Raw genomic sequence first — 21,250 nt, 5'->3', positions numbered from 1 at the left:
TTTGAGGGTAGTAGGGGGCTGTTAGAACGTAGCGCGTAAGCTACCACCCACAGTACGGGCGGTTGGCGTAATACCGAATTCGAGACCACGCGCGTTGCTGACACCCAGCAGGTTCTGTTCCGGGTCGAGGTCCGGGTAGTTCGGCGCGTAGATGAACAGGTTCCGTCCGTACACTGACAGTTGCAGGTTCTTGATGAACTTGGATTGACCAAACCAGGTCGTTGGGAATTTGTACGTCAGGTTGGCTTCCCGCAGCTTCAGGAACGTAGCGTCGAGGACATAACCTTCCCAGGCCACGTATTTTCCTTGCAGACTAAAGTATTGCTGAGCCGTTACTGCGGTTGTGTTCGGTGTTCCGTCTTCGCGTACGCCGTCAAATAAGTACGCTTTGTTGGGTGTGCCGTCGGCGTTGAAGCGGGGAAATTCAGCCGTTTCAGCCGATACGCCGTTAATGCGCAGATCACCAATGGTCCGCGAAAGCTGATCTCCTTTGTGCTTGTAGTCGAGCAGAAACGATAGACTGAACCCTTTGTAATTGAACGTATTACTGAACCCTGCCGTAAAACGTGGATTCGGATTGCCAACGGCCTGTACGTTGGTCGATACTTTCGGCAAACCGTTGGCTCCGATAATCATACGGCCCTGACCATCGCGCTGGTAAGCGTTCGACCAGATTTGTCCGTAGAGCTGTCCCGGAACCAACTGGATGTTCGGGGATGTAAAGCCGCCAATCGAGATGTTGCTCACGCCCGGTGCCAGCTCTTCGACAACTGACCGGAAGCTGGTGAAGTTAAGCGACGTTTCCCAACTGAAGTTTTCTTTTTCAATTGGTGTTGCCGAGATCAGGAACTCGATCCCTTTTGTCGATAGCCGGCCCGCGTTGGTAACGAGGCTGGTAAAACCGGAAGTGGATGGGACCGGAACGGAGAAAATCAGGTTTCGGCTATCCCGGCGGTAAACCGATCCGTCGAAAGAAAGCCGTCCGTTGAAAAAGGTTAGTTCGGTGCCTAATTCAATCTCCCGGGTAAACTCTGGTGTTAAGTTCGGGTTGCCGGTACCGTTGTCGTAGGTATAACCCGCCAGTCCATTGAACGGGAAGCTGACCCCCGTGGAGCCAAGGCCGTCGCTTCCGCTGGCTTTGCCGTAGTAGGTGTTGATAGCGTACGGACTGGCTCCCTTACCCACTTCACCCACGTTGGCCCGAATCTTGGCCGACGACAGCACTTTCGACTTAAGCGTTGGAAAGGCTTCGGTGGGCACAAAACTTACTGCCACGGCTGGGTAGAAAATAGAGCGGTTGCCAGGAGCCAGCGTTGAGGAAAAGTCATTTCTGGCTTTGGCGTTGAATGACAGCCAGGTTTTGTAATCAAGTACCACATCTCCGAATACACCAACCAGCCGCTGTTGCGTAATGCTTGACGATGGGTTGAAGGTCAGGAAGTTTTTCACGTTGTCGAATCCGGCTACCACAATTCCCAATCCGATATCCTGTAACGAACTGCTGTAGTTCGAAACGATCTCGTTACCCACCGTCGCCATCAACTGGAGGTCGTTGCTGATTTTCCGGTTGGCGGTCAGGGTAAAGTACGAGTTCAGGTTGCGAATCATTTCGGTACGGTCCAGCACCCCACCGGCCCCGGCAGACGTTGTGTTGGCGTTGCTGCGTACACCTTTATCGTCAAAGCCTTTGGTGTTGAAGGTGTACACGTCCGTCCCAACTTTCAGGTCGGCCTGTAGCCAGCTCAGAATATCGTATTTCAGGTTGATGTTGCCGAAGAAGCGATTGGTTTCCTGGTGGTTTCTGATGTGTTCGATTGACCAGTAGGGCTGATCTTCGGACGCAAACCAAAGCTGGTTACCGGCAGCATCCTGGTAAGGCTGATTGGTTAAATCGTAGCTGCGGGGCGCATAAATACCACGCCATAAGGGATTTGCGCCCTGATTGCCCGACTGCGTACGATCCGATGTCGAATTGGTGTAGGTAAACGAGGTTCCCACGCGGAATTTATCGGTCAACTGAGTGCTTGCGTTTACGGTCAGGTTGTTGCGGTTGAGTTTGTTGTTGGGCACCAGCGCCGTTTCTATGGAGTTGCCGTACGAAACCCGGTAATCGAATTTGTCCGCAGCGCCTGAGAAGCTAATGTTGTTTTGCGACGAGATGGAGTTTTGAAGAATGTCGCGAACGTTATTCGGATACGCCTGAAGTTGCTCCGGCTGACCAAACCAGTTTGTAACGGTCTGACCCTGAATCCGAGGTCCCCACGATCCTGCTACGTTGCTGGCGTAATTTCCATTGCTTCCCTGCGCGTATTCGTTCTGAAATTTGGGAAAGCGGCTAACCGTACCGACGGCGGTATTGGTCGAGAACGAGATCTGACGGTTGGTGCCTTTCTTGCCTTTTTTGGTTGTGATCAGGATCGCGCCCGAAGCGGCTCTTGACCCATACAATACGGTAGCCGCTGCTCCTTTTAACACGTTCACACTTTCAATGTCCTGCGGATTAAGATCGGAGATCCGGCTGGAATTGACGACACCCGTATTAACGCTATTGCTGCCGCCCGAGTTGTCGAGTGGAATGCCATCGACCACGTAGAGCGGCTGGTTGCTACCCGTAAACGTCGAGAATCCACGAATAGTTACGTTCGAACCGGCGAAACCGCCCCCAGCTCCCGTTACCTGAACGCCCGCCACTTTGCCCGCCAGCGAGTTTGTCACGTCGGTGGTCGGCGCTTTGGTGAGCTGCTCTGCTTTTACTTCACTCAGTCCATAGCCCAACGTTTTACGGTCGCGGGTGATGCCAAACGATGTCACGACAATCTCGCTGAGCTGTTGCGCATCGGATTCCATCGCAACCGTGAGCGATGTGCGTCCGTTCAGTTTAATCTCCTGCGATATGTACCCGATATAGCTAACGACTAGTGTGGCTTCGTCGGGAACCCGAATCCGGAATTTACCACTCGCATCGGTTATGGTTCCCACGTTTGTGCTGCCCTTTAGCAAAACCGAGGCACCCGGTAGGGGTGTACCATCATCCTTGAACGTAACAACACCGGTCACGTCAACATCGGCTAGCCTGGCCGGTTCAGCGCTGGCAAAAACCCGGCTTTCTGCCAGCAGGCAAACGAAAGCGGCCAGTAGTGCCACGTAACCTCGCATTGCAGTTAGAGATTGTTTCATATAGGGGCGTGTTTATGATGTTGCAAATTCTCCAGGAGCATCTATGCGTTCGAGGGCATTGGACGCTGTCTGCTGACCACGACTTTTTATCGAAACGGCAACGTTGGTTGCTGACCAGACAGGGGGCTGCGTTTACGTTGCCGGTCGTTTCAAAAAGCGGCTATGATGGGCAAAATCAATCCGGTGAACGGGTGAAAGAGTTACCGCTGATCGTTGCTTCCTTACCGCTTTATCAGTAAAGTAAATGAAAAGAAGAGATACGTTTTGACAGGAAAATCAGGATCTAGGCGATTCGACCAATATTTATGTATAAAAGGATAATTTTTGTTAAAACCCAGAATTAAAGGATATGATCGGGTTGTATGATAAAATATAATAATAGTACTGTGAGGTTTAGTTTAGTTTTTATTTTGATGTAAATAGTGAGGATAATTGCTGCCGAAATAGGAAGTAATAGGCGATTGTAGATGATAACTCTATAGTGTAGCCTAGGGACAGACAGCAATTCTATACGTATCAGTTGCCCAAAAATCGACTGTTACAGAACCAGCGCGGGGAACCAGAATACACCATCGCCAAGCCAGCGGTAGCGTTCATGTTTAAGAAAATAAGCCGGGTAGCGCTGAATTCCGTAAAGTGTCAAACTCATCAGCGCCAGCATGATCGCCGATCGTTGCGCAAATCGGTCTTCGGTCAGAAAGCAAACGGTCAATCCGGTAGCGATGATGGCAAAGGTCAGCCATCGTAACAGGGTGTCACAGCGTTCTTCGCCCCATTCGGTGGCTAGCGAAAACTCCGGTTGACCAGGCAAGTCACGCTTTTCCATAACGGCAAACAAAAGCAGATTCTGGAAGGCAATGCCCAGAAACATCGCCAACTGAGCCATCTCAATACCACTGATGGCTGGGCGCTGCACCCACACGCTTCCCCATACCCCTGCTGAGTAAAGCACGGCTACTAGCGGCTCTTTCAACAACAAAGCCGGATGACGGGCAGGAAGCCGGTATACCGCGCCAATGTAAGCAGCACAAATGCCTCCTAATACGATACCAAACTTTATGACGCTACCGGGTAAGAAAAAGCACAGGATGAAGGCTAACACCGCTGCTACAATCACCGAGCGCCAGAGCAAATGAGCATATCGACGGTGAAACTGATGTCGGGCCGTTGCGGGTTCGTTCGGCTTTCTGATGTCGAGAAGTCGGTCAACGGTGTAGATAATAAAAACAACCAGCGCCAGGACGATGGGCGTGGCCCAGTGTATCGGTGTAACATCAGACAGTCGAGCTGCCATTCGATTTGACAGTACGGCGCCGAACACGACCGGTAAACTCAAGTAATAGGCGTTGCGTAAAGGTGTAAGCAATGGACTTGAATAACAATAAACACTAGGCAATAAACGGCAGTAGTGCCTATAGGTTTTAAAAACGCAGTAGGATTACTCAATGGGAGGCTGTAGTCTCGGCTCCTGATGACTAACCACCTCCACAACCTGCCCAACGCGAAGAATACCTAGCGGTAGATCCTCGCTCGAACCGGCCAGGACATTCTGACCGAACAGAATCTTGTTTTTCCACTGGCGGTACGTTGCCAGGGTGCGTAGCGGCTCTTTGCCTTTTTGCCCTGTTGCCGGATCAATCGTCGTCAGTACGCAGCGGGCGCAGGGTTTTACTCCGTAAAAATCGATGTCGCTAATTCGAAAATGCGCCCAGGTGTCTTCCTCGTAGGGGGCGCTTTCTGTAACGACAATACTCGGTCGAAACCGAAGCATGTCAAGCGGTTTGGCCGGCTCATCAGTGGGCAATCGCCGGTTCAAGTCATCGAGCGAAGCCTGCCCAATGAGCAGGTATGGATACCCATCGGCAAAACTGACCGCATCATCCTGCCGCGCGTACTCCGGATCGACCGCCCGGTGGGTGGTTTCGGGCATAAACACCAGTCGGCAAGGTTGTCCAAGCACCTCCGAAAACCACTGGTCCGCTTCCGCACTCACCGTCATGGCTGGCACATCGTGACTATCCCAGATAGTTACCGACATGGTTTCCTGCGACGTGCTCGTCTGTTCAGGCACCACTAGCGGTAACACCAGCACATCGTCGGGACGGTTGACATGCCAGACGCGGAGCTGATCCTTGTCAATCGCTACATCAATCAAGGCCATCTGCGGATTCGCCCGTTGGGTGATAAATTGTCCGTTGGGTGAAACCAGCATAAATCGCCGGTCGTATTGGAGTCCTTTGGCTTCAACAACTGCTTCGGCTACGGAAATACCCCGCAACGATTTTATGGGATAAATATGGAGTTCGGAGATAGTGGTCATGGCTGATCTTAAAAACTCATTCGGGGTAGTGGACTGACTGTCTGCGCGGTGAAATCGCTTTGTTCGTACTTGAATTGAGCGGCCATCGCAATCATAGCTGCATTATCGGTACAGTACTCAAAACGCGGGATAAACACCGTCCAGCCTTGTTCGTCACCGAGTTTTGTCAAGGCTGAGCGTAAACCGCTGTTGGCCGATACGCCCCCGGCAATGGCAATATCCCGGATACCGGTTTCGCGGGCAGCCCGTTTTAGTTTGTTCAGCAACATTTGTACCAGTGTATGCTGGATACTGGCACAGATATCAGCTAGATTCTCGGTAATGAAAGCCGGATTTGCTTTTATATTATCGCGCAAAAAATAAAGGATAGCCGTTTTTATTCCACTGAACGAGAAGTCCAGGCCCGACATTTCGCCCATTGGAAACTTGTAAGCCAGCGGGTTGCCTTCTTTCGCGTATTTATCGATTAGCGGACCGCCGGGGTAGGGCAGGCCGAGCAACTTCGCTGATTTGTCGAATGCTTCCCCAACCGCATCGTCCTGCGTTTGTCCGATCACGACCATCTCAAGCGGACTGTTGATGCGTACCAGCTGCGTATGTCCACCACTGACGGTTAGACACAGGAACGGAAAGCCTGGCTTCGGACGTGAACGATCATCATGCTGATCGTCAATAAAATGGGCCAGTACGTGCGCCTGCATGTGGTTGACCTCAATAAGTGGGATCGAGAGGCCCAACGCCATCGCTTTGGCGAACGACGTACCAACCAGCAGCGACCCCAGCAGGCCCGGTCCGCGCGTAAAGGCAATGGCCGACAGGTCGGTTTTGGCTATATTTGCGTCGGCTAAGGCACGTTCGACAACGGGTAATATATGCTGCTGGTGAGCGCGCGACGCTAATTCGGGCACAACACCGCCGTATTGTTCGTGAATCAGTTGGGTGGCGATGATATTGGATTTCAACTGACCGTTGGCTAAAACGGCCGCTGATGTTTCGTCACAGGAGGATTCAATCGCTAAAATATTCACCGTACAAAACTAATAGATAATGATTCTTGTAGAATATATAATGGAAGTTGCTGCTAAACCGTTCCCTCTGTTAGTTGTCTGAAGGATAAGCTTTTTCCAATAATCATTGTACTTTAGGCATTTCGGGCCCGGATGCGTCAATTCTTTGCCATATTCCTTAAAACGCTGCTGTACCTGCTGCTCACAGCAGTTGGCTTGCTATTGGGTGTGGTATTGGGATTACAGGTTCCGGCTGTTCAGACGCGGGTAGTAAGCGAACTGGCGACGCGCTTATCAGAAAAGCTTCAATTTCCGGTTGATATTCAACATGTATCAATTAAATGGTTTGATTCGCTTACGCTGACGGGCGTTCGAATCCGCGATCGGGAAGGGCGACCCATGATTCAGGTGGGGCGGCTCGATGCGGACTACAACCTGCGAAACCTGATCGACTCGTCGGCGCATAACATTCATCTGGACGAGGTAGTGCTGTATCGGCCCGACGTACGGATGATCAAAAATCCGAAAACGGGTGATACGAACCTGGATGAATTCATTGCCCGCATCGAAGAACTGACCTCCGACCCCACGAAGCCGAGCGTCCCGAATCAAAATGTGCCTTTCACGATTAGCCACATTCATCTGGTTGAGGGAGCGTACACGCTTGAAGATCCGCGCGAACCCTTTATGCGCGATCCGAAAAGTTTCGATTATAACCATTTCACCTTAAAAAACCTTACCGCCGAAGTCTCGAATTTTCTGGTGCTCGGTGATACGATTGCACTTGACATCAAGGGGTTGACGGGATTTGACCGCGATTCGCGATTAAAAATTCGGCGGCTTGACACACGCTTCCTGTATTGCAATACCAAAATGGAGCTGGCCAAGCTGCACGCGCACATTGGTAGTTCAGTAATTCGCAATAGTCTGACGTTTTTCTACGACAAACCGTCGGCTTTCAGCAATTTTAACAGCCGGGTGCTAATGGTCGCAAATTTTCGCGACAGCGAAGTGAAATCGAAAGACCTGGGGTTGTTCTCCGATTACCTGCGGGAGCTAAACGAAACTTGGTATCTAACCGGTATTTTTACCGGTACGGTCAATGATTTTCGGCTGAGCCATACCGACCTGCGCTTTGGACCGAATGGACGAAGCCGGTTGGCGGGTGATATTGCCTGGAAAGGACTGCCCGACATGGACCGAACAACGGTTGACTTCAATTTTACGCCTTCGCAGGTCAATATGGCCGATATTCGGCAGTACTATCCCGATACATCGTTCAACCATACAATTCAGAAACTCGGAACGGTTAGTTTCGACGCCAAGTTTGCCGGGGCATTCGACGATTTCAAGACGAAAGGAACATTCCGAACCGGCATTGGCAGCGTCACGGGTGACCTTGCCCTCAAGCTAGCCGATAACGCGGATCGGACGACGTATTCGGCTAATCTGAAAAGCGAGAATCTGGAACTCGGTCAATTGATCGATCAGCCGGATCAGTTTGGCAAGCTTGATGGAGAAGGGCGCATCAATGGCCACGGAACGGATCTCGAACGAGCTAATATTGACATCGACAGTCGGCTGACCCGGTTTGGCTGGCAGGGCTATGATTACCGCAACATTGTAGCGCAGGGCAATTTGCAAAAAGCCTTTTTCCAGGGGCAACTCATTTTAAATGACGTCAATCTGGATTTTGCGCTGAACGGTGAATTTGATTTGCGCGGTCCCCAAAATCGCTATGATCTGCACGGTACGGTGCGGCACGCCGACTTTAGAGCGCTGGGGTATCTGGATGATTCGCTGGTTGTAAAAACTGATCTGGATGTCAAGCTGGAAGGCAGTAAACTCGATGACATTGTCGGCAACGCGTATTTTCAAAACGGTGAATTGACGCTGGGTAAGCGTCGGCTCAGCGTCGGAACGCTCGCGCTTATGTCGTCCATCGAACGGAAGGATTCAGTCGGCACGCAGCGCTACTTTGACCTTGATTCTGATTTTCTGACAACCCGGCTACAAGGGAATTTTCAGCCTCAGCGCACGATTGATGACCTGAAACGACTCGCGCGCGAATACCAGATGCATTTCGCCGGAGATGCCGTCGGGATGAAGGCTTACTATGAGCAAAAACAACGGCATGCGCATACTAATCGGAGTAAAGTTATCCCACGGTATGGGCTTGACTTTCAGTTTATAGCCAAAGATATAGCACCATTAATGGCGTTTTTGAGCCCGGCGGTACACGTCGCTCCGGCGACCCGTCTTGAGGGGCGTTTTATGGCTGACAACACGTCGTTTCTAACGGCAAACGTCAAAACGGATTCATTACAGTTCGGTAAAATCGGGTTTGGACCAACGGAATTGGATGTAACGACTTCCAAATTCACGTATAGCGAAGAAGTGTTGGCATCGGCGATTGTTTCCTCGGATCGACAAACGTTCAGTACCGTATTGCCTACGCGTAATCTTCAGGCGGAAGCCTCCTGGGATGTCGATCACATCAGTTTTACCAGTAGCATTGATCAGGCGGGTAGTTCGAACCGGGCTAATCTGAACGGTCAGATGTACTTCAAGGGGGATGCGGTCGATCTTACGTTCAACCAGTCGAAAGTACGGGTGCTGGATGGCGACTGGACACTTAACCCCCAAAGTTTGATTCGGAAAGTTGGCGACGAGTATACGATACGAAATCTGTCGGTCTTGAATCAGAACCAACTGATTCAGGCATCGGGAAAGCTTTCATCCGATTCGGTACAACGGCTCAATGTGCAGGCGCAGAATTTCCGGCTTCGGTCACTGAATCCCTTGTTGAATACAACGCTTGGCGGGATTCTCAACGGAACCGTGACCGTGCGTGATATCTACGCAACACCAATTTTCGAAAGCGAATTTTCAGTCGATACTTTGTCGTATCAGCAGGCACTGGTGGGCGATCTGCGGGGGCGGGCCAAGTGGGATCAACTGACCCAAAAGCTCAATGTTAATGTGAACCTGAATCGGAGTGGAGCCGATGTGCTCACGTTACGAGGAAGCTATACTCCTCAGCAAAAAACTGACCCATTAGCGTTGAAAGCAAGCCTTAACGACGCTGATCTGCACATTCTGGAGGCTTTTACCACAGATTTGTTTTCCAATCTGGGTGGTACGGCCAGCGGGGTTGTTGCTATCACCGGGACGCCAACGGCTCCGGTTCTAAACGGCGATGTGAGCGTAAGTGGTGGACGCGGGCGCTTTGATTACCTGAAAGCCGATTTCACGTTCGACGATAAAATTTACTTTGGCGAAAATGAAATCATTACCCGGAAGCTGACCCTGCGTGATCCAGACGGTAACACGGCTCAGGTGCGCGGGGGTGTTTACCACGATGGTTTCCGGTACTTTACGTTGGGTTTCGACGCCGACCTGAAAAACTTCAGAATCCTGAATACATCGGCAAAGGACAATGACCTGTTCTACGGTCAGGCGTTGGTAACGGGTAAGGCTGAATTGTACGGACCAATCAACAACCTGACTATTCGTGCCAACGTTGCCAGCAACAAGGGAACGCGCATTTACATTCCGCTGGATGGAGCAACCTCACTAACGTCCGACGACCAGATTCGCTTTGTGAACCGGAGCAGTTCGCCGAGTAGCAAAACCGTGACCAATGCCACAAACGGCTCGGGAACGACTACGTCCGAACTGGACATGTCGCGCATCCAGATGGATTTCAACTTCAACATCACACCCGATGCGTATTGTGAAATTCAGCTGGACCGGCAAACGGGCGATATCATCAAGGCGTATGGACAAGGACGCTTAGCGATGAAAGTGGATACGAAGGGTGATTTCTCCATGACGGGTAATTACGAAATCCAGCGGGGTGAATACACGTTTACGTTTCAGAATATCATCAACAAACGCTTCCAGATTCGGCCAAACAGCCGGATTACCTGGACGGGCGATCCGTATGGTGCCCTACTGGATGTAGCAGCCGCTTACACCCAATATACATCCTTGTCGCCCCTATTGCCAGTATCGAGCACGGGTGGCGATCAGACGCGCCGGTATCCGGTCGATCTGATCATTAAACTAAACGGCGACTTGGGATCTCCGGCGATCAGCTACGATCTGGACGTGAAAGAATATCCGGCTTCTTCGGACTTCAGACAGGCCGTAACGGCATTCAAATCCAGAATTCAAAGCAACGATCAGGAGCTGACGCGTCAGGTCAGTAGCGTTCTGCTGTTCAATCAGCTACTACCCGAAGGAACCAACCTCTTCGATCAAGGGCAAGTCAACTCTGGAGTCGCCAACAGCGTAAGTGAATTGATCTCAAACCAGATCAGTCGGCTGGCGTCAAACTTGGACGAGAACCTGGACATCGGCGTGTCTATCGGCGGATTCACCAGCGGTAATACCCAAAACGAAAACCTGCTCAACAATTTGCAGCTTCGCTTTTCGTACCGGCTTCTGAATGACCGCTTACGCATCAGCCGGGATGGCGGATTCACGTACGGTCAGAGTCAATACAACGCGGCTAGCTTGCTCGGGGAGTGGACGTTGGAGTATTTTATTACCCCCGATGGTCGGTTCCGGGCTAAAGTGTATAACCGCAACCAGCAAAGCATATTGGGGCAATACAGTCTCAACAGTACTATTACAACGGGTGGTGGGCTAAGCTTTCTGTACACCCGTTCGTTCAATCGCCTGTTTGGCAGCAAGCGCAATGCCCCCGGCTTAGCACCGGTAGAAAAACCAGCCAGTGAGCCAATTGCACCAAGCCCGATCACGACTTCAGCGGGCAGCGGCAGAACCGCGTTTTAAAAACGCCGGTTCCTTTTTCGGGTGCTAGTACATTCCTTTCTTTAGTTTTATCGGCGATTGACTCTCTTTTTTTAGTCAAGCGCTTGCGATTACGGTCTTGCCGCTTTATGTTTGTTTAAAATTAGTCTAAATAAGAAGATAGACTAACCTGAGTTTTCCATCAGCAACCAGTTACAACGTATATGGAGCATCAGCATCAGTTGAAGTGCCTGACTCAACAGGAAAACGGTTATATCGGGTATTGCGCCGGTTGTCAGTCCTACAACGTGGCTTATAAGAATATGCTATTCATACTGTCGGATCAGGAGTTTTCGCTCTTTCGTCAGGCGATAGCCGACCGGGTTGGTATGCGTCCCTTCTACACGATGCATGGAAAAGAGTGGTTGCTGAAAACGCCCATGCCCAAATATCACCTGATGCTTAATGATGAGGAGATTGAGGAGCTATGCCAGATGATGAGTGATGCGGAACTGTTGAAGGAAGTGGATACGATTTTACAGACATCAGCCGAAAATAATCGCCAGGAAAACTGATTTCCTCTCAACAGGGAGAATCAGCGGATACGATCGTGTTAGTTAGTGATTTACAAGTTAGAGACAAGTCATAGGTTATGAGCAAAGGAGCTGGCGTTTGACTAGTTCCTTTCTGAATAAATCGTACGTTCATGCAGGAACCACAATCATTACTCGCCACAGCACGCGCAAAACTGGAAAAGTCGCTACTCGCGAAAGGCTTGCGCCGGTCGGGGGAGCGGTTCGCCATACTGGAAGAAGTATATTCCCGAAACGATCATTTCGACGCGGAGGAATTGTTTCAGGCGATGCAGCAGAAATCGTATCGAGTCAGCCGTGCAACGGTCTACAACACGCTTGATGTGCTGTTGGATTGCGGATTGGTTCGCAAACACCGCTTCGGCGAAGATGATAACAGCAAAAGCCGCTATGAAAAATCGCTGGGACGGCAACAGCACGCGCATTTGGTCTGTACGGTTTGTCATCGGGTAAAAGAATTCTGCGACCCACGTCTGCACTTGATTCAAACGAATGTTGGTAACGCGTTGCAGTTTGAAGTAGAGTCTCACTCACTGGTCTTTTACGGACAATGTACCGACGATTCATGCGAGACGAAGCCGAATGAGGCTGCTCAGGAGGTAGCTAAAAAGCGCAACGATGCGGTTTAGATAGCGTCCGTCTGATCGTTGGAGAACAATACGCAAATTATCTGGGGTAGGCAACGGGGTAAAATCGGCACTTTCGGTCTTTACCTAACAAACCCGATTGCCTGTTCTATGCAAGTACGTCAACACTGCCTCGGCTGGCCCATAGCCAGTCGTCTGCCTTTTCCGGTCGTCCTCGTTCGATCCGGAACGTATGTATACAAACTGCTTTGTCTGCTTTTGCTGGTTGGTCTAAGTCATTACGCCACGGCCCAGCGCACATTTACCAATCCCGTCAAATCGTCCGGCCCCGATCCCTGGGTATTCCAAAAAGACGGTTGGTACTATTACATGAACACGACGGGACGCAATCTGACGCTTTGGCGTACCCGCAACATGGCCGATCTGGCTACGGCTGAATCGAAAGTTGTGTACACACCGCCCACCGGACAAGCGTATTCAAAGGATTTGTGGGCCCCCGAAATTCATGCCTTTAACGGACGCTGGTACATTTATTTCTCCGCTGACTCGCTCAACAATCTGTCGCACCGCATATGGGTAATCGAAAACGAATCCGCCGATCCGATGCAGGGGGAGTGGGTAATGAAGGGAAAAATTGGCGACAAAGATGACCACTGGGAAATCGATATGTCGGTGATTGACTTCAACGGACAATTATACGCGAGTTGGTCGGGTTGGGAAGGGCCAACAAACGGGCGGCAGGATATTTACATTGCCCGGCTCAAAAATCCCTGGACTATCGACGGTGACCGTGTCAAGATTTCGCAGCCCGATCTGCCGTGGGAAATGCACGGGGATGTACCCCAGGAATGGCAGAAAAACGGGGAAGTACCCAAAATATACGTGAACGAAGGACCCGAGTTCTTGCGTCACAACGATAAGCTGTTCATTGTTTACTCGGCCAACGCCTGCTGGCTCGATTACTGCCTGGGCTTATTGACGTACAACGGCAAAGGCGATTTATTGAGCCCTGCTAGCTGGACCAAGAGCCCGGAGCCTGTGTTTACGCAAGCCCCGGAGAATGGCGTATGGGCACCGGGACACGGCGGATTTTTTCAGTCGGCCAACGGGAAGGAAGATTGGATGATCTACCACGCGAACCCGTCTGCTACGGATGGTTGTGGCAACAAACGCGCCCCGCGTATTCAGCCTTTTACGTGGAATGCCGACGGAACACCTAACTTTGGCAAACCGGTTGGTAACATACCCATTCCGGTGCCCGCAGAACAGTAGCAAACGGTGGAACTGGCTGCCTAAACCAGCTGATTTCATCGTGTTCAAGTTTCATTGTCCTATTTAGATCCAATTTCCTAACCAATGCAAAAACTAATTCTTCCGGTCCTTGCGGCCACGCTGATCGGCCTGAACGCCTGTCAACCCGCCAACAAATCAGAACAAAAAGCAACCGATTCAGTCGCCGTAGCAACCGGTGATACGACCGCTATGATTGACGCTAAACTTCCTGATCCCGCTTCGTTCGGTGGCGAAGTAGAAGGCAAAAAAGCCCAGCTGTTCATTCTCAAAAATAAAGATATTCAGGTCGCTATCTCCAATTACGGCGCTCGTATTGTCGGTTTACTGGTGCCGGACAAAAACGGAAAAATGACCGATGTCGCTCCTGGTTTCTCGACTGTGGCGGAGTACCAAAAACCGGATGGCGCTTTTTTTGGCCCCGTCGTGGGGCGGTTTGGCAACCGGATCGCAAAAGGGAAATTCACGCTGGACGGTAAACCGTATTCACTCGAATTAAATAACAACGGCAATACGCTGCACAGTGGACCGAGCGGTTTCCATAACCACGTTTGGGATGCCAAGCAGGTGGATGATAAAACCGTTGAAATGACTTACGTCTCGAAAGATGGCGAAGGTGGTTTTCCGGGTACGGTAACAACCAAGGTGACGTTCTCGCTGACCGATGATGATGCCCTGAAAATTGTTTACTCGGGCAAAACGGACAAAGCAACACCGTACAACCCAACTAGTCACGGGTTCTTCAACCTGAACGGGGAAGGAAGCGGTACCGTCAACGATCACGTAGTGATGATCAATGCCGATAAATATTCCGTGGTTGACAAAGGGCTTATCCCACAAGGTGAACCCGCTTCTGTGGAAGGAACGCCTTTTGATTTTCGGAAACCGACCGCTATTGGTGCGCGCGTGAACGAGAAAAACGAACAGCTTACATTCGCCGGTGGGTACGACCACAACTGGGTACTAAACAAAACCAAGCCGGGCGAAATGACGACCGCTGCCGAAGTGATTGGTGATAAATCGGGCATCAAGATGCAGGTGCTGACGACCGAGCCTGCCATGCAGTTCTACGGTGGTAACTTCTTCAAAGGCACGGACATCGGTAAGTACGGTAAACCAACCGTCTACCGGGGCGCTTTTGCCATGGAAACGCAGCACTATCCCGATTCGCCGAACCATCCATCGTATCCAACTACAATCCTGAAACCTGGTCAGACCTACAGTCAGACGACGGAGTATCGGTTTTCGACGGTCAAGTAATTGACAATGAATGCCGACAGTTCAAGAACTTCTTTCTTACTCAATCATGAAGCGTTTATTAGTTATAGTCTGTCTGGTCGTCGCGTTTAGTGCTTTTGGACAAAAGGATGCCCGCTGGTCAGCCGAGAAGGCAAAGGCGTGGTACGCGAAAGAACCATTTCTGGTCGGGTCAAACTACGCACCGGCTAATGCGATCAACGAGCTGGAAATGTTTCAGGCCGAAAGTTTTGACCCGGCAACGATTGACAAAGAGCTGGCAATGGCCGAGAGCATTGGGATGAATACCATGCGGGTTTTTTTGCATGATCTGCTCTGGCAGGACCCGGCGGGTTTTACCAAGCGGCTGGATCAGTTTTTAGGCATTTGCGCCAAGCATAAAATCCGCCCGATGCTGGTCTTGTTCGACTCGTGCTGGGACCCGTACCCAAAACTGGGTAAGCAGCATGAGCCGGTACCCGGTATTCACAATTCCGGCTGGGTACAAAGTCCGGGAGCTGCGGCTTTGACCGATGTATCGCAATATCCCCGTCTGGAAGCCTACGTTAAAGGTGTTGTCAGCGCGTTTAAGAACGACAAGCGGATACTGGCCTGGGATCTCTGGAATGAGCCTGACAACACGAACGACAACAGCTACGGGAAGAACGAGAAAAACATCGAACCGGCAAACAAAGTAGCCATTGTGACCAACCTGTTACCCCACGTCTTTCAATGGGCGCGGGCTGCTGGTGCCTCACAGCCGTTGACGTCGGGCGTGTGGGTGTATCGGGGTCCAGCCGACTGGCAGAATCCGGAAAAATGGACGCCAATGGAAAAGGTGCAATTTGAAAACTCGGACATTATCACGTTCCATCAATACTCGAATCCGACAGAATTGGAGAAAGTTATTCCAGCGCTGCAATCGATGGGCCGTCCGGTCATCTGCACCGAATACATGGCGCGGGGCGTGAACAGTAAATTCCAGACACACCTGCCCATCGCTAAAAAAGCAAAGATAGGCATGATCAACTGGGGGTTTGTTGCTGGTAAAACGCAGACGTTCCTTCCCTGGGATAGCTGGCAGAAGCCCTACGTCAATGGGCGAGAGCCGGCAATCTGGTTCCACGAAGTGTTCAAGCAGGATGGTACGCCCGTCGATCCGGCTGAAGTCGCTGCTATTAAACAGGCAACGGGTAAATAAGCCGCAAAACTATTCAATTATAGACTAACTAGGCCAGGCGTTTCGTCTGGCCTAGTTTTTTGCGGCAAACAAGCTCTACCTTTGTAAAAAAGTACATACTGTTGTTTTATGCGGAGATTTCTGCCTTTATTTCTTGTCTTGATCAGTTTGCAGGCGTACGCTCACCTGGGCGGTATTTCGGGCGTTGTTTATGATCAAACGACGAACGTGCCGTTGCGTGGTGTCACAGTGCAATTAACCGGTTTAGGCAAAGCCACGTTGACCAATGAGTTAGGCCAGTTTCGGTTTACTGGACTGGTAGCCGCTCCTTACAAGATAGAGCTATCGCATTTGGGCTTTAAGACGCAAACGATAGCCGTAACGGTGCTCGATGATCAGACGACCTCGCTGAAAGCGTACCTTACGAGTGCTTCTGTGGAGCTAAGTGAAGTGGTCGTGTCCTCACAGCGGGCGCACGACCAGCAATTGATTAGTAGTCTGGACATTAAACTGCGCCCGATAGTCAACTCCCAGGAAATTTTGCGTTTGGTTCCCGGTTTGTTTATTGGCCAGCATGCGGGCGGGGGTAAGGCCGAGCAAATCTTCCTGCGTGGTTTCGATCTCGACCACGGCACCGACATTCGGCTGACGGTTGACGGAATGCCCGTCAATATGGTGTCGCACGCGCACGGGCAGGGGTATGCTGACTTACACTTTGTTATTCCCGAACTGGTTGAAGGAGCAGACTTTAAGAAAGGACCGTATACGACTGATAAGGGTAACCTGGCTACAGCCGGTTGGGTCGATTTTCGAACCAAAACCGCGCTGGACCGCTCTTTTGTGAAACTGGAAGCCGGACAATACAATACCTATCGCGCCGTTGCTGGACTGGACTTACTGGGGCAGCGGGGACGCGCAAAAAATCAGTCGGCTTACCTCGCTTCGGAGTACTCGTATTCGGATTCGTATTTTGACAATCCGCAGCACTTCAAGCGGCTAAACGTGGTTGGCAAGTACCACGGACACCTTACGCCAAATACAAACCTGACGCTGACCGGATCGACGTTCTGGAGTAAATGGAATCACTCCGGCCAGATTCCCGACCGGGCGGTTGAATCGGGACTGATTGGCTGGTTTGGTTCTATCGATCCGACTGAGGGTGGAGAAACCAGCCGTACCAACGTCAATGCGCAATTGGTAACGGTGACACCGAAAAACCACGTTATCAAAAATCAGTTTTTTTACAGCAACTACAATTTCGAGCTGTATTCCAACTTTACGTTTTTCCGGAACGACAGCATTAATGGTGACCAGATTCGGCAGAAAGAACACCGTAATCTGTTCGGTTATAACGGGAGTTATTCGGCGCAGACTTACCTCGGGAAAAGCCGATGGACTACTACCTTGGGCGCTCAATACCGGCAGGATATCACCCATCACACGGAGTTGTCGCATACGAAAAATCGAGTCGAAACGCTCAACCCGGTTCAGTTTGGCAATGTCAATGAAATCAATGCGGCTGCCTATGCCGATGAGCTGATTCAGTTTTCGGACCACTTCTCACTCAACGCGGGCGTTCGTCTCGATTACTTCCGCAGCCAGTACGAAGACTTACTGACCACACCTGCATTGACCAAACGGGCTACACAGGCTATCGTATCGCCGAAACTGAATCTGTATTACACACTAAATCCTCACTTTCAACTCTATCTCAACACGGGCAAAGGCTTCCACTCAAACGATGCGCGCGTTGTAGTTGCTCAGGACGGACGCGAAATTTTACCGGGTGCTTACGGCTCTGATCTGGGCGTGATTGTAAAGCCGTTTCCCAGACTATTGATCAATGCCGCTGCCTGGTACCTGTGGTTAGAGCAGGAGTTTGTGTACGTCGGTGACGAAGGTGTCGTTGAGCCTAGCGGTCGCTCCCGGAGGCAGGGAATTGATGTGTCGGCCCGCTACCAACTCACCAAAAACGTATACGCTGATGTAGACCTGAACACGGCCCGGCCCCGCGCCATCGGTGTCGAAGCAGGCCAGAATTACCTGCCCCTTGCGCCCACGTTTACGTCAACGGGTGGGTTGTCGTTGCAAACAAGTTCGGGGTTAAATGGGTCTATCCGGTACCGGTACATAGGCAGTCGGCCCGCTAATGAGGATAATTCTATCGTGGCTCAAGCCTATTTTGTTACAGATTTACAGGCTAACTACACAAAGCGGAATTACAACGTCGGCTTGTCCATTCAGAATCTTCTCAACACGCGCTGGAAAGAAACGCAGTTTGCTACGGAAAGCCGATTACAGGGGGAAGCCGCACCCGTCGATGAAATTCACTTCACACCTGGAACGCCGTTTTTTGCCCGGCTGAGTTTAACCTGGTTCTGGTAGTACGGTACTAAAAAAGGCAAGAATCGATTCTTGCCTTTTTTAGTACCGTATGATTACAATGACCTGCCCGTTGTATCGGGAGGAGCCGTTGCATCAGGGGCCGGAACCGTTGGAACAAAGGTTGAATCACCGACTTCGCCCGTATCCGTTGAATCAGACTCTTCGGTACTTTCTTCATCACCCGAAGGACCGCAGTTCAGATAGTTCTTCGCAACCGAGAAAGATGGCTTTGCCAGTGGGCCCTGTAGGTTTTTGAACTTCGGATCGGCGTATACTTTCTCTAAAAACTCGCCTACCAGTGGTAAGGCGGTCTTTGCCCCTTCGCCGAGGTCGGTAGAGCGGAAGTGTATACTCCGGTCGTCGCCACCAACCCAGGCGCCAACGACCAGTTTATCGGATACCGCAACAAACCAGCCGTCGGAGTTATTGGAGGTTGTGCCGGTTTTGGCTCCGATTTCATTGCGGTTTTTAAACAGATCGAATGACCACAGGTTCTGCGATGTACCGCCCGATTCCTGCAAACCACCCTGGAGCATGTAGCGCATCAGAAAGGCTGATTCCGGACTGATAGCCTGTTTTTGTTTTGATGTGAACGTTTCGATAACATTACCATCGCGGTCTTCGATGCGCTGCACAATCATGGGTTCAATCGATTGGCCATCATTGACAAAGGTACAGTAAGCGCCGACAAGCTCGTAGAGCGATACATCCGACGAGCCCAGGCCAATGGAAGGTACCGCATCCAGCCGGCTTTTAATACCCATTCGGTGTGCGTATTCCGCCACGCGTTCCGGTGTGACGCGGTCTGTTAATTGAGCCGTGATCGAGTTCACCGAACGAGCCAGCGCCCGGCGCAGGGTCATGTTCGAATACGTATAATAACCCGTTGAGTTGCGTGGCTCCCATACGTCTTCTTTACCCTCCGCATTAATAAACTCTTTCCGAAACGGTCGATCCTGAACCCGGTCGCAGGGGCTGAGGTTGACCAACGTATCGTCGATAGCAGCGGTGTATACGAACGGTTTAAACGTAGAACCGGGCTGTCGCTTGCCCTGTTTGACGTGATCGTATTTGAAATAATCGTAATCCAGACCGCCGACCCAGGCCCGGATGTAACCCGTATGCGGGTCCATCGCCACCATGCCCGACTGCAAAAAATGCTTGTAATAAGCAATGGAGTCGTAGGGCGTCATTTCGGTAGAATCGTAGCCGCGCTTGCTGGTCCAGCTGAATACCCGCATCTTGTACTTCTTATTTTTCATATAGTACATGATCGAGTCGGGGTACAGGGGCAAAAAGCGACGGCTCAAGGTTTTGTAGCGTTCGGTGCGTCTGGCTACCGAATCAATGAATCCCGGCAGTTCATTGCCATCCTCGTCGGTCCAGGGATTGCGTCCGCGCCAGTGGTTGTCGAACGTCCGCTGCAACTGCTTCATTTTCTCGTCGGTCGCTTCTTCGGCGTATTTCTGCATCCGGGAATCAACCGTAGTGACGATCCGTAAACCATCGGTGTACAAATCGTAGCCGTTTTCTTCCCCCCACCGTTTTACATAATCCTGCACCGCATTTTTAAGATAGCTGGCGGGGCCTGAGTAAGGGTTCTCCGGAGTGAAATCCGTTACGAGAGGAAGCGCGCTGATCGAATCAGCCTGAACGTTGGTCAGGTACTTGTACTTCGCCATCTGTCCCAACACCACGTTTCGGCGCTCTTTGGAACGCTTGGGATTTTTGAGTGGATTATAACTCGTTGTCGCTTTCTGCAAGCCAACAAGTACCGCTCCTTCCTGTACATTCAGGCTATCGGGCGCTTTGTTGAAGAAGGTGCGGGCCGCTGTTTTTAAACCAAACGCGTTGCTCCCAAAATCGACGGTGTTGAAATAGTACGTGATAATCTCTTCTTTCGAAAAATTACGCTCCAGCTTCAGCGCCATCAGCCATTCCTTCGACTTATAAATGACTTTTCGAATAAACGGAATGCGGGTCAGCAGGCCCGAGTTCGATTTACGGCGCGTCTTGAACAGGTTTTTGGCTAATTGCTGCGTAATAGTCGAACCGCCCCCTTCACGTCCGAAGCTGATCATTGCCCGACCAATGGCGCGCGGATCGACGCCACCGTGATCGTAGAACCGCGCATCTTCGGTGGCGATGAGCGCGTTAATCAGTGGCTTTGGAATGTTTTCAAACTTGATCGGTGTCCGGTTTTCGGCGTAGAACTTGCCGATCATCACCCCATCCTGCGAGTAGATCTCCGACGATTGGTTCAGCTTGGGGTTTTTCAATTCCTCTACGCTGGGTATTTCGCCGGTCAGGTACAGGAAATTGTAATTGAGAATGAACACGTAAAAACCCAGTGCCAGTGCAGTAATCAAGCTACCCTTTACCCCAAATTTAAGGTAGGGGTAGTACCAGGCGTCAGGGTCGATGTATTGGTGAACAAATGAGCGTAGACGGCCACGATAGCTGCGATACGTTGTGACCCACGAACTGACTCGCTCTTCACCGGCGATGCGTGCCGTTTGCCGGTAGATACGTTGACCGACCCCGCGTCTAACATCGCCAAGTTGCGACCGGCGGTGTCGAATTCGTCGCCGAAACGCTCCAAACGCGTGCCGGACAGCGCGGAATCGCTCCCTATTTTCACTCATGCGTTTTAATTCGGTAAGTTCTCGGTTATGGGATGAAATTGTTACGATGAACGCTCCGCATTGGTGCTA

The 21,250-nt window shown here is 51.1% G+C and carries 13 protein-coding genes; 8 read left to right on the top strand and 5 right to left on the bottom strand.

What is annotated here, in order from left to right:
• Window positions 1–21 precede the first annotated feature (21 nt).
• Complete coding sequence (locus tag LQ777_RS19645) at window positions 22–3,177, bottom strand: SusC/RagA family TonB-linked outer membrane protein (RefSeq protein ID WP_232559643.1); 3,156 nt, start codon at window positions 3,175–3,177, stop codon at window positions 22–24.
• A gap of 14 nt (window positions 3,178–3,191) precedes the next feature.
• Between LQ777_RS19645 and LQ777_RS19640 the strand changes: the two genes are divergently transcribed.
• Window positions 3,192–3,416: a hypothetical protein gene (locus tag LQ777_RS19640; RefSeq protein WP_232559642.1), complete on the top strand. Its 225-nt coding sequence runs from the start codon at window positions 3,192–3,194 to the stop codon at window positions 3,414–3,416.
• 299 nt (window positions 3,417–3,715) lie between these two features.
• Here the strand turns inward: LQ777_RS19640 and LQ777_RS19635 are convergent, their stop codons facing one another.
• From LQ777_RS19635 to tsaD, 3 genes are all read right to left on the bottom strand, one after another.
• Window positions 3,716–4,471 (bottom strand): UbiA prenyltransferase family protein, encoded by a 756-nt coding sequence (locus tag LQ777_RS19635; protein WP_232559641.1) that lies wholly within the window; start codon window positions 4,469–4,471, stop codon window positions 3,716–3,718.
• Between the two features lie 144 nt (window positions 4,472–4,615).
• Entirely contained in the window at window positions 4,616–5,497 is an 882-nt protein-coding gene (locus LQ777_RS19630; RefSeq protein ID WP_232559640.1) for an MOSC domain-containing protein, read from the bottom strand.
• An 8-nt stretch (window positions 5,498–5,505) separates the two neighbouring features.
• Window positions 5,506–6,525 (bottom strand): tRNA (adenosine(37)-N6)-threonylcarbamoyltransferase complex transferase subunit TsaD, encoded by a 1,020-nt coding sequence (gene tsaD / locus LQ777_RS19625; protein WP_232559639.1) that lies wholly within the window; start codon window positions 6,523–6,525, stop codon window positions 5,506–5,508.
• Between the two features lie 132 nt (window positions 6,526–6,657).
• On the opposite strand from tsaD, the gene LQ777_RS19620 reads away from it, so the two are divergent.
• From LQ777_RS19620 to LQ777_RS19590, 7 genes are all read left to right on the top strand, one after another.
• Window positions 6,658–11,307, top strand: coding sequence for a translocation/assembly module TamB domain-containing protein (locus LQ777_RS19620; protein WP_232559638.1), 4,650 nt, complete (start codon window positions 6,658–6,660; stop codon window positions 11,305–11,307).
• A 182-nt stretch (window positions 11,308–11,489) separates the two neighbouring features.
• Entirely contained in the window at window positions 11,490–11,840 is a 351-nt protein-coding gene (locus LQ777_RS19615) for a DUF6686 family protein (RefSeq protein WP_232559637.1), read from the top strand.
• A 131-nt stretch (window positions 11,841–11,971) separates the two neighbouring features.
• On the top strand, window positions 11,972–12,487 hold the full coding sequence (locus tag LQ777_RS19610) for a Fur family transcriptional regulator (RefSeq protein ID WP_232559636.1): 516 nt from the start codon (window positions 11,972–11,974) through the stop codon (window positions 12,485–12,487).
• Window positions 12,488–12,688: 201 nt separating this feature from the next.
• Window positions 12,689–13,717 carry a glycoside hydrolase family 43 protein gene (locus tag LQ777_RS19605; protein ID WP_425276952.1) on the top strand — a complete coding sequence of 343 codons (1,029 nt, stop codon included), beginning with the start codon at window positions 12,689–12,691 and terminating at the stop codon, window positions 13,715–13,717.
• Window positions 13,718–13,801: 84 nt separating this feature from the next.
• Window positions 13,802–14,995: an aldose epimerase family protein gene (locus LQ777_RS19600; RefSeq protein ID WP_232559634.1), complete on the top strand. Its 1,194-nt coding sequence runs from the start codon at window positions 13,802–13,804 to the stop codon at window positions 14,993–14,995.
• Window positions 14,996–15,041: 46 nt separating this feature from the next.
• Window positions 15,042–16,172: a cellulase family glycosylhydrolase gene (locus LQ777_RS19595; protein WP_232559633.1), complete on the top strand. Its 1,131-nt coding sequence runs from the start codon at window positions 15,042–15,044 to the stop codon at window positions 16,170–16,172.
• Window positions 16,173–16,280: 108 nt separating this feature from the next.
• Window positions 16,281–18,536 (top strand): TonB-dependent receptor, encoded by a 2,256-nt coding sequence (locus tag LQ777_RS19590; RefSeq protein ID WP_232559632.1) that lies wholly within the window; start codon window positions 16,281–16,283, stop codon window positions 18,534–18,536.
• 53 nt (window positions 18,537–18,589) lie between these two features.
• On the opposite strand, the gene LQ777_RS19585 is transcribed toward LQ777_RS19590, so the two are convergent.
• Window positions 18,590–21,181 carry a penicillin-binding protein 1A gene (locus tag LQ777_RS19585; protein ID WP_232559631.1) on the bottom strand — a complete coding sequence of 864 codons (2,592 nt, stop codon included), beginning with the start codon at window positions 21,179–21,181 and terminating at the stop codon, window positions 18,590–18,592.
• Window positions 21,182–21,250 lie beyond the last annotated feature (69 nt).

Origin of the sequence: Spirosoma oryzicola (assembly GCF_021233055.1) — a bacterium.
Taxonomy (GTDB): Bacteria; Bacteroidota; Bacteroidia; order Cytophagales; family Spirosomataceae; genus Spirosoma; species Spirosoma oryzicola.
This window is presented reverse-complemented; position numbering and strand designations above follow the sequence as displayed.

Bases quoted from the DNA above. Each gene is read 5' to 3' on its own strand.
- LQ777_RS19620 (WP_232559638.1), top strand. From the start codon at position 6,658: ATGCGTCAATTCTTTGCCATATTCCTTAAAACGCTGCTGTACCTGCTG.
- LQ777_RS19640 (WP_232559642.1), top strand. From the start codon at position 3,192: ATGATGTTGCAAATTCTCCAGGAGCATCTATGCGTTCGAGGGCATTGG.
- LQ777_RS19600 (WP_232559634.1), top strand. From the start codon at position 13,802: ATGCAAAAACTAATTCTTCCGGTCCTTGCGGCCACGCTGATCGGCCTG.
- LQ777_RS19645 (WP_232559643.1), bottom strand. From the start codon at position 3,177: ATGAAACAATCTCTAACTGCAATGCGAGGTTACGTGGCACTACTGGCC.
- LQ777_RS19615 (WP_232559637.1), top strand. From the start codon at position 11,490: ATGGAGCATCAGCATCAGTTGAAGTGCCTGACTCAACAGGAAAACGGT.
- LQ777_RS19630 (WP_232559640.1), bottom strand. From the start codon at position 5,497: ATGACCACTATCTCCGAACTCCATATTTATCCCATAAAATCGTTGCGG.
- LQ777_RS19585 (WP_232559631.1), bottom strand. From the start codon at position 21,181: ATGAGTGAAAATAGGGAGCGATTCCGCGCTGTCCGGCACGCGTTTGGA.
- LQ777_RS19610 (WP_232559636.1), top strand. From the start codon at position 11,972: ATGCAGGAACCACAATCATTACTCGCCACAGCACGCGCAAAACTGGAA.
- LQ777_RS19635 (WP_232559641.1), bottom strand. From the start codon at position 4,471: ATGGCAGCTCGACTGTCTGATGTTACACCGATACACTGGGCCACGCCC.
- LQ777_RS19595 (WP_232559633.1), top strand. From the start codon at position 15,042: ATGAAGCGTTTATTAGTTATAGTCTGTCTGGTCGTCGCGTTTAGTGCT.
- LQ777_RS19590 (WP_232559632.1), top strand. From the start codon at position 16,281: ATGCGGAGATTTCTGCCTTTATTTCTTGTCTTGATCAGTTTGCAGGCG.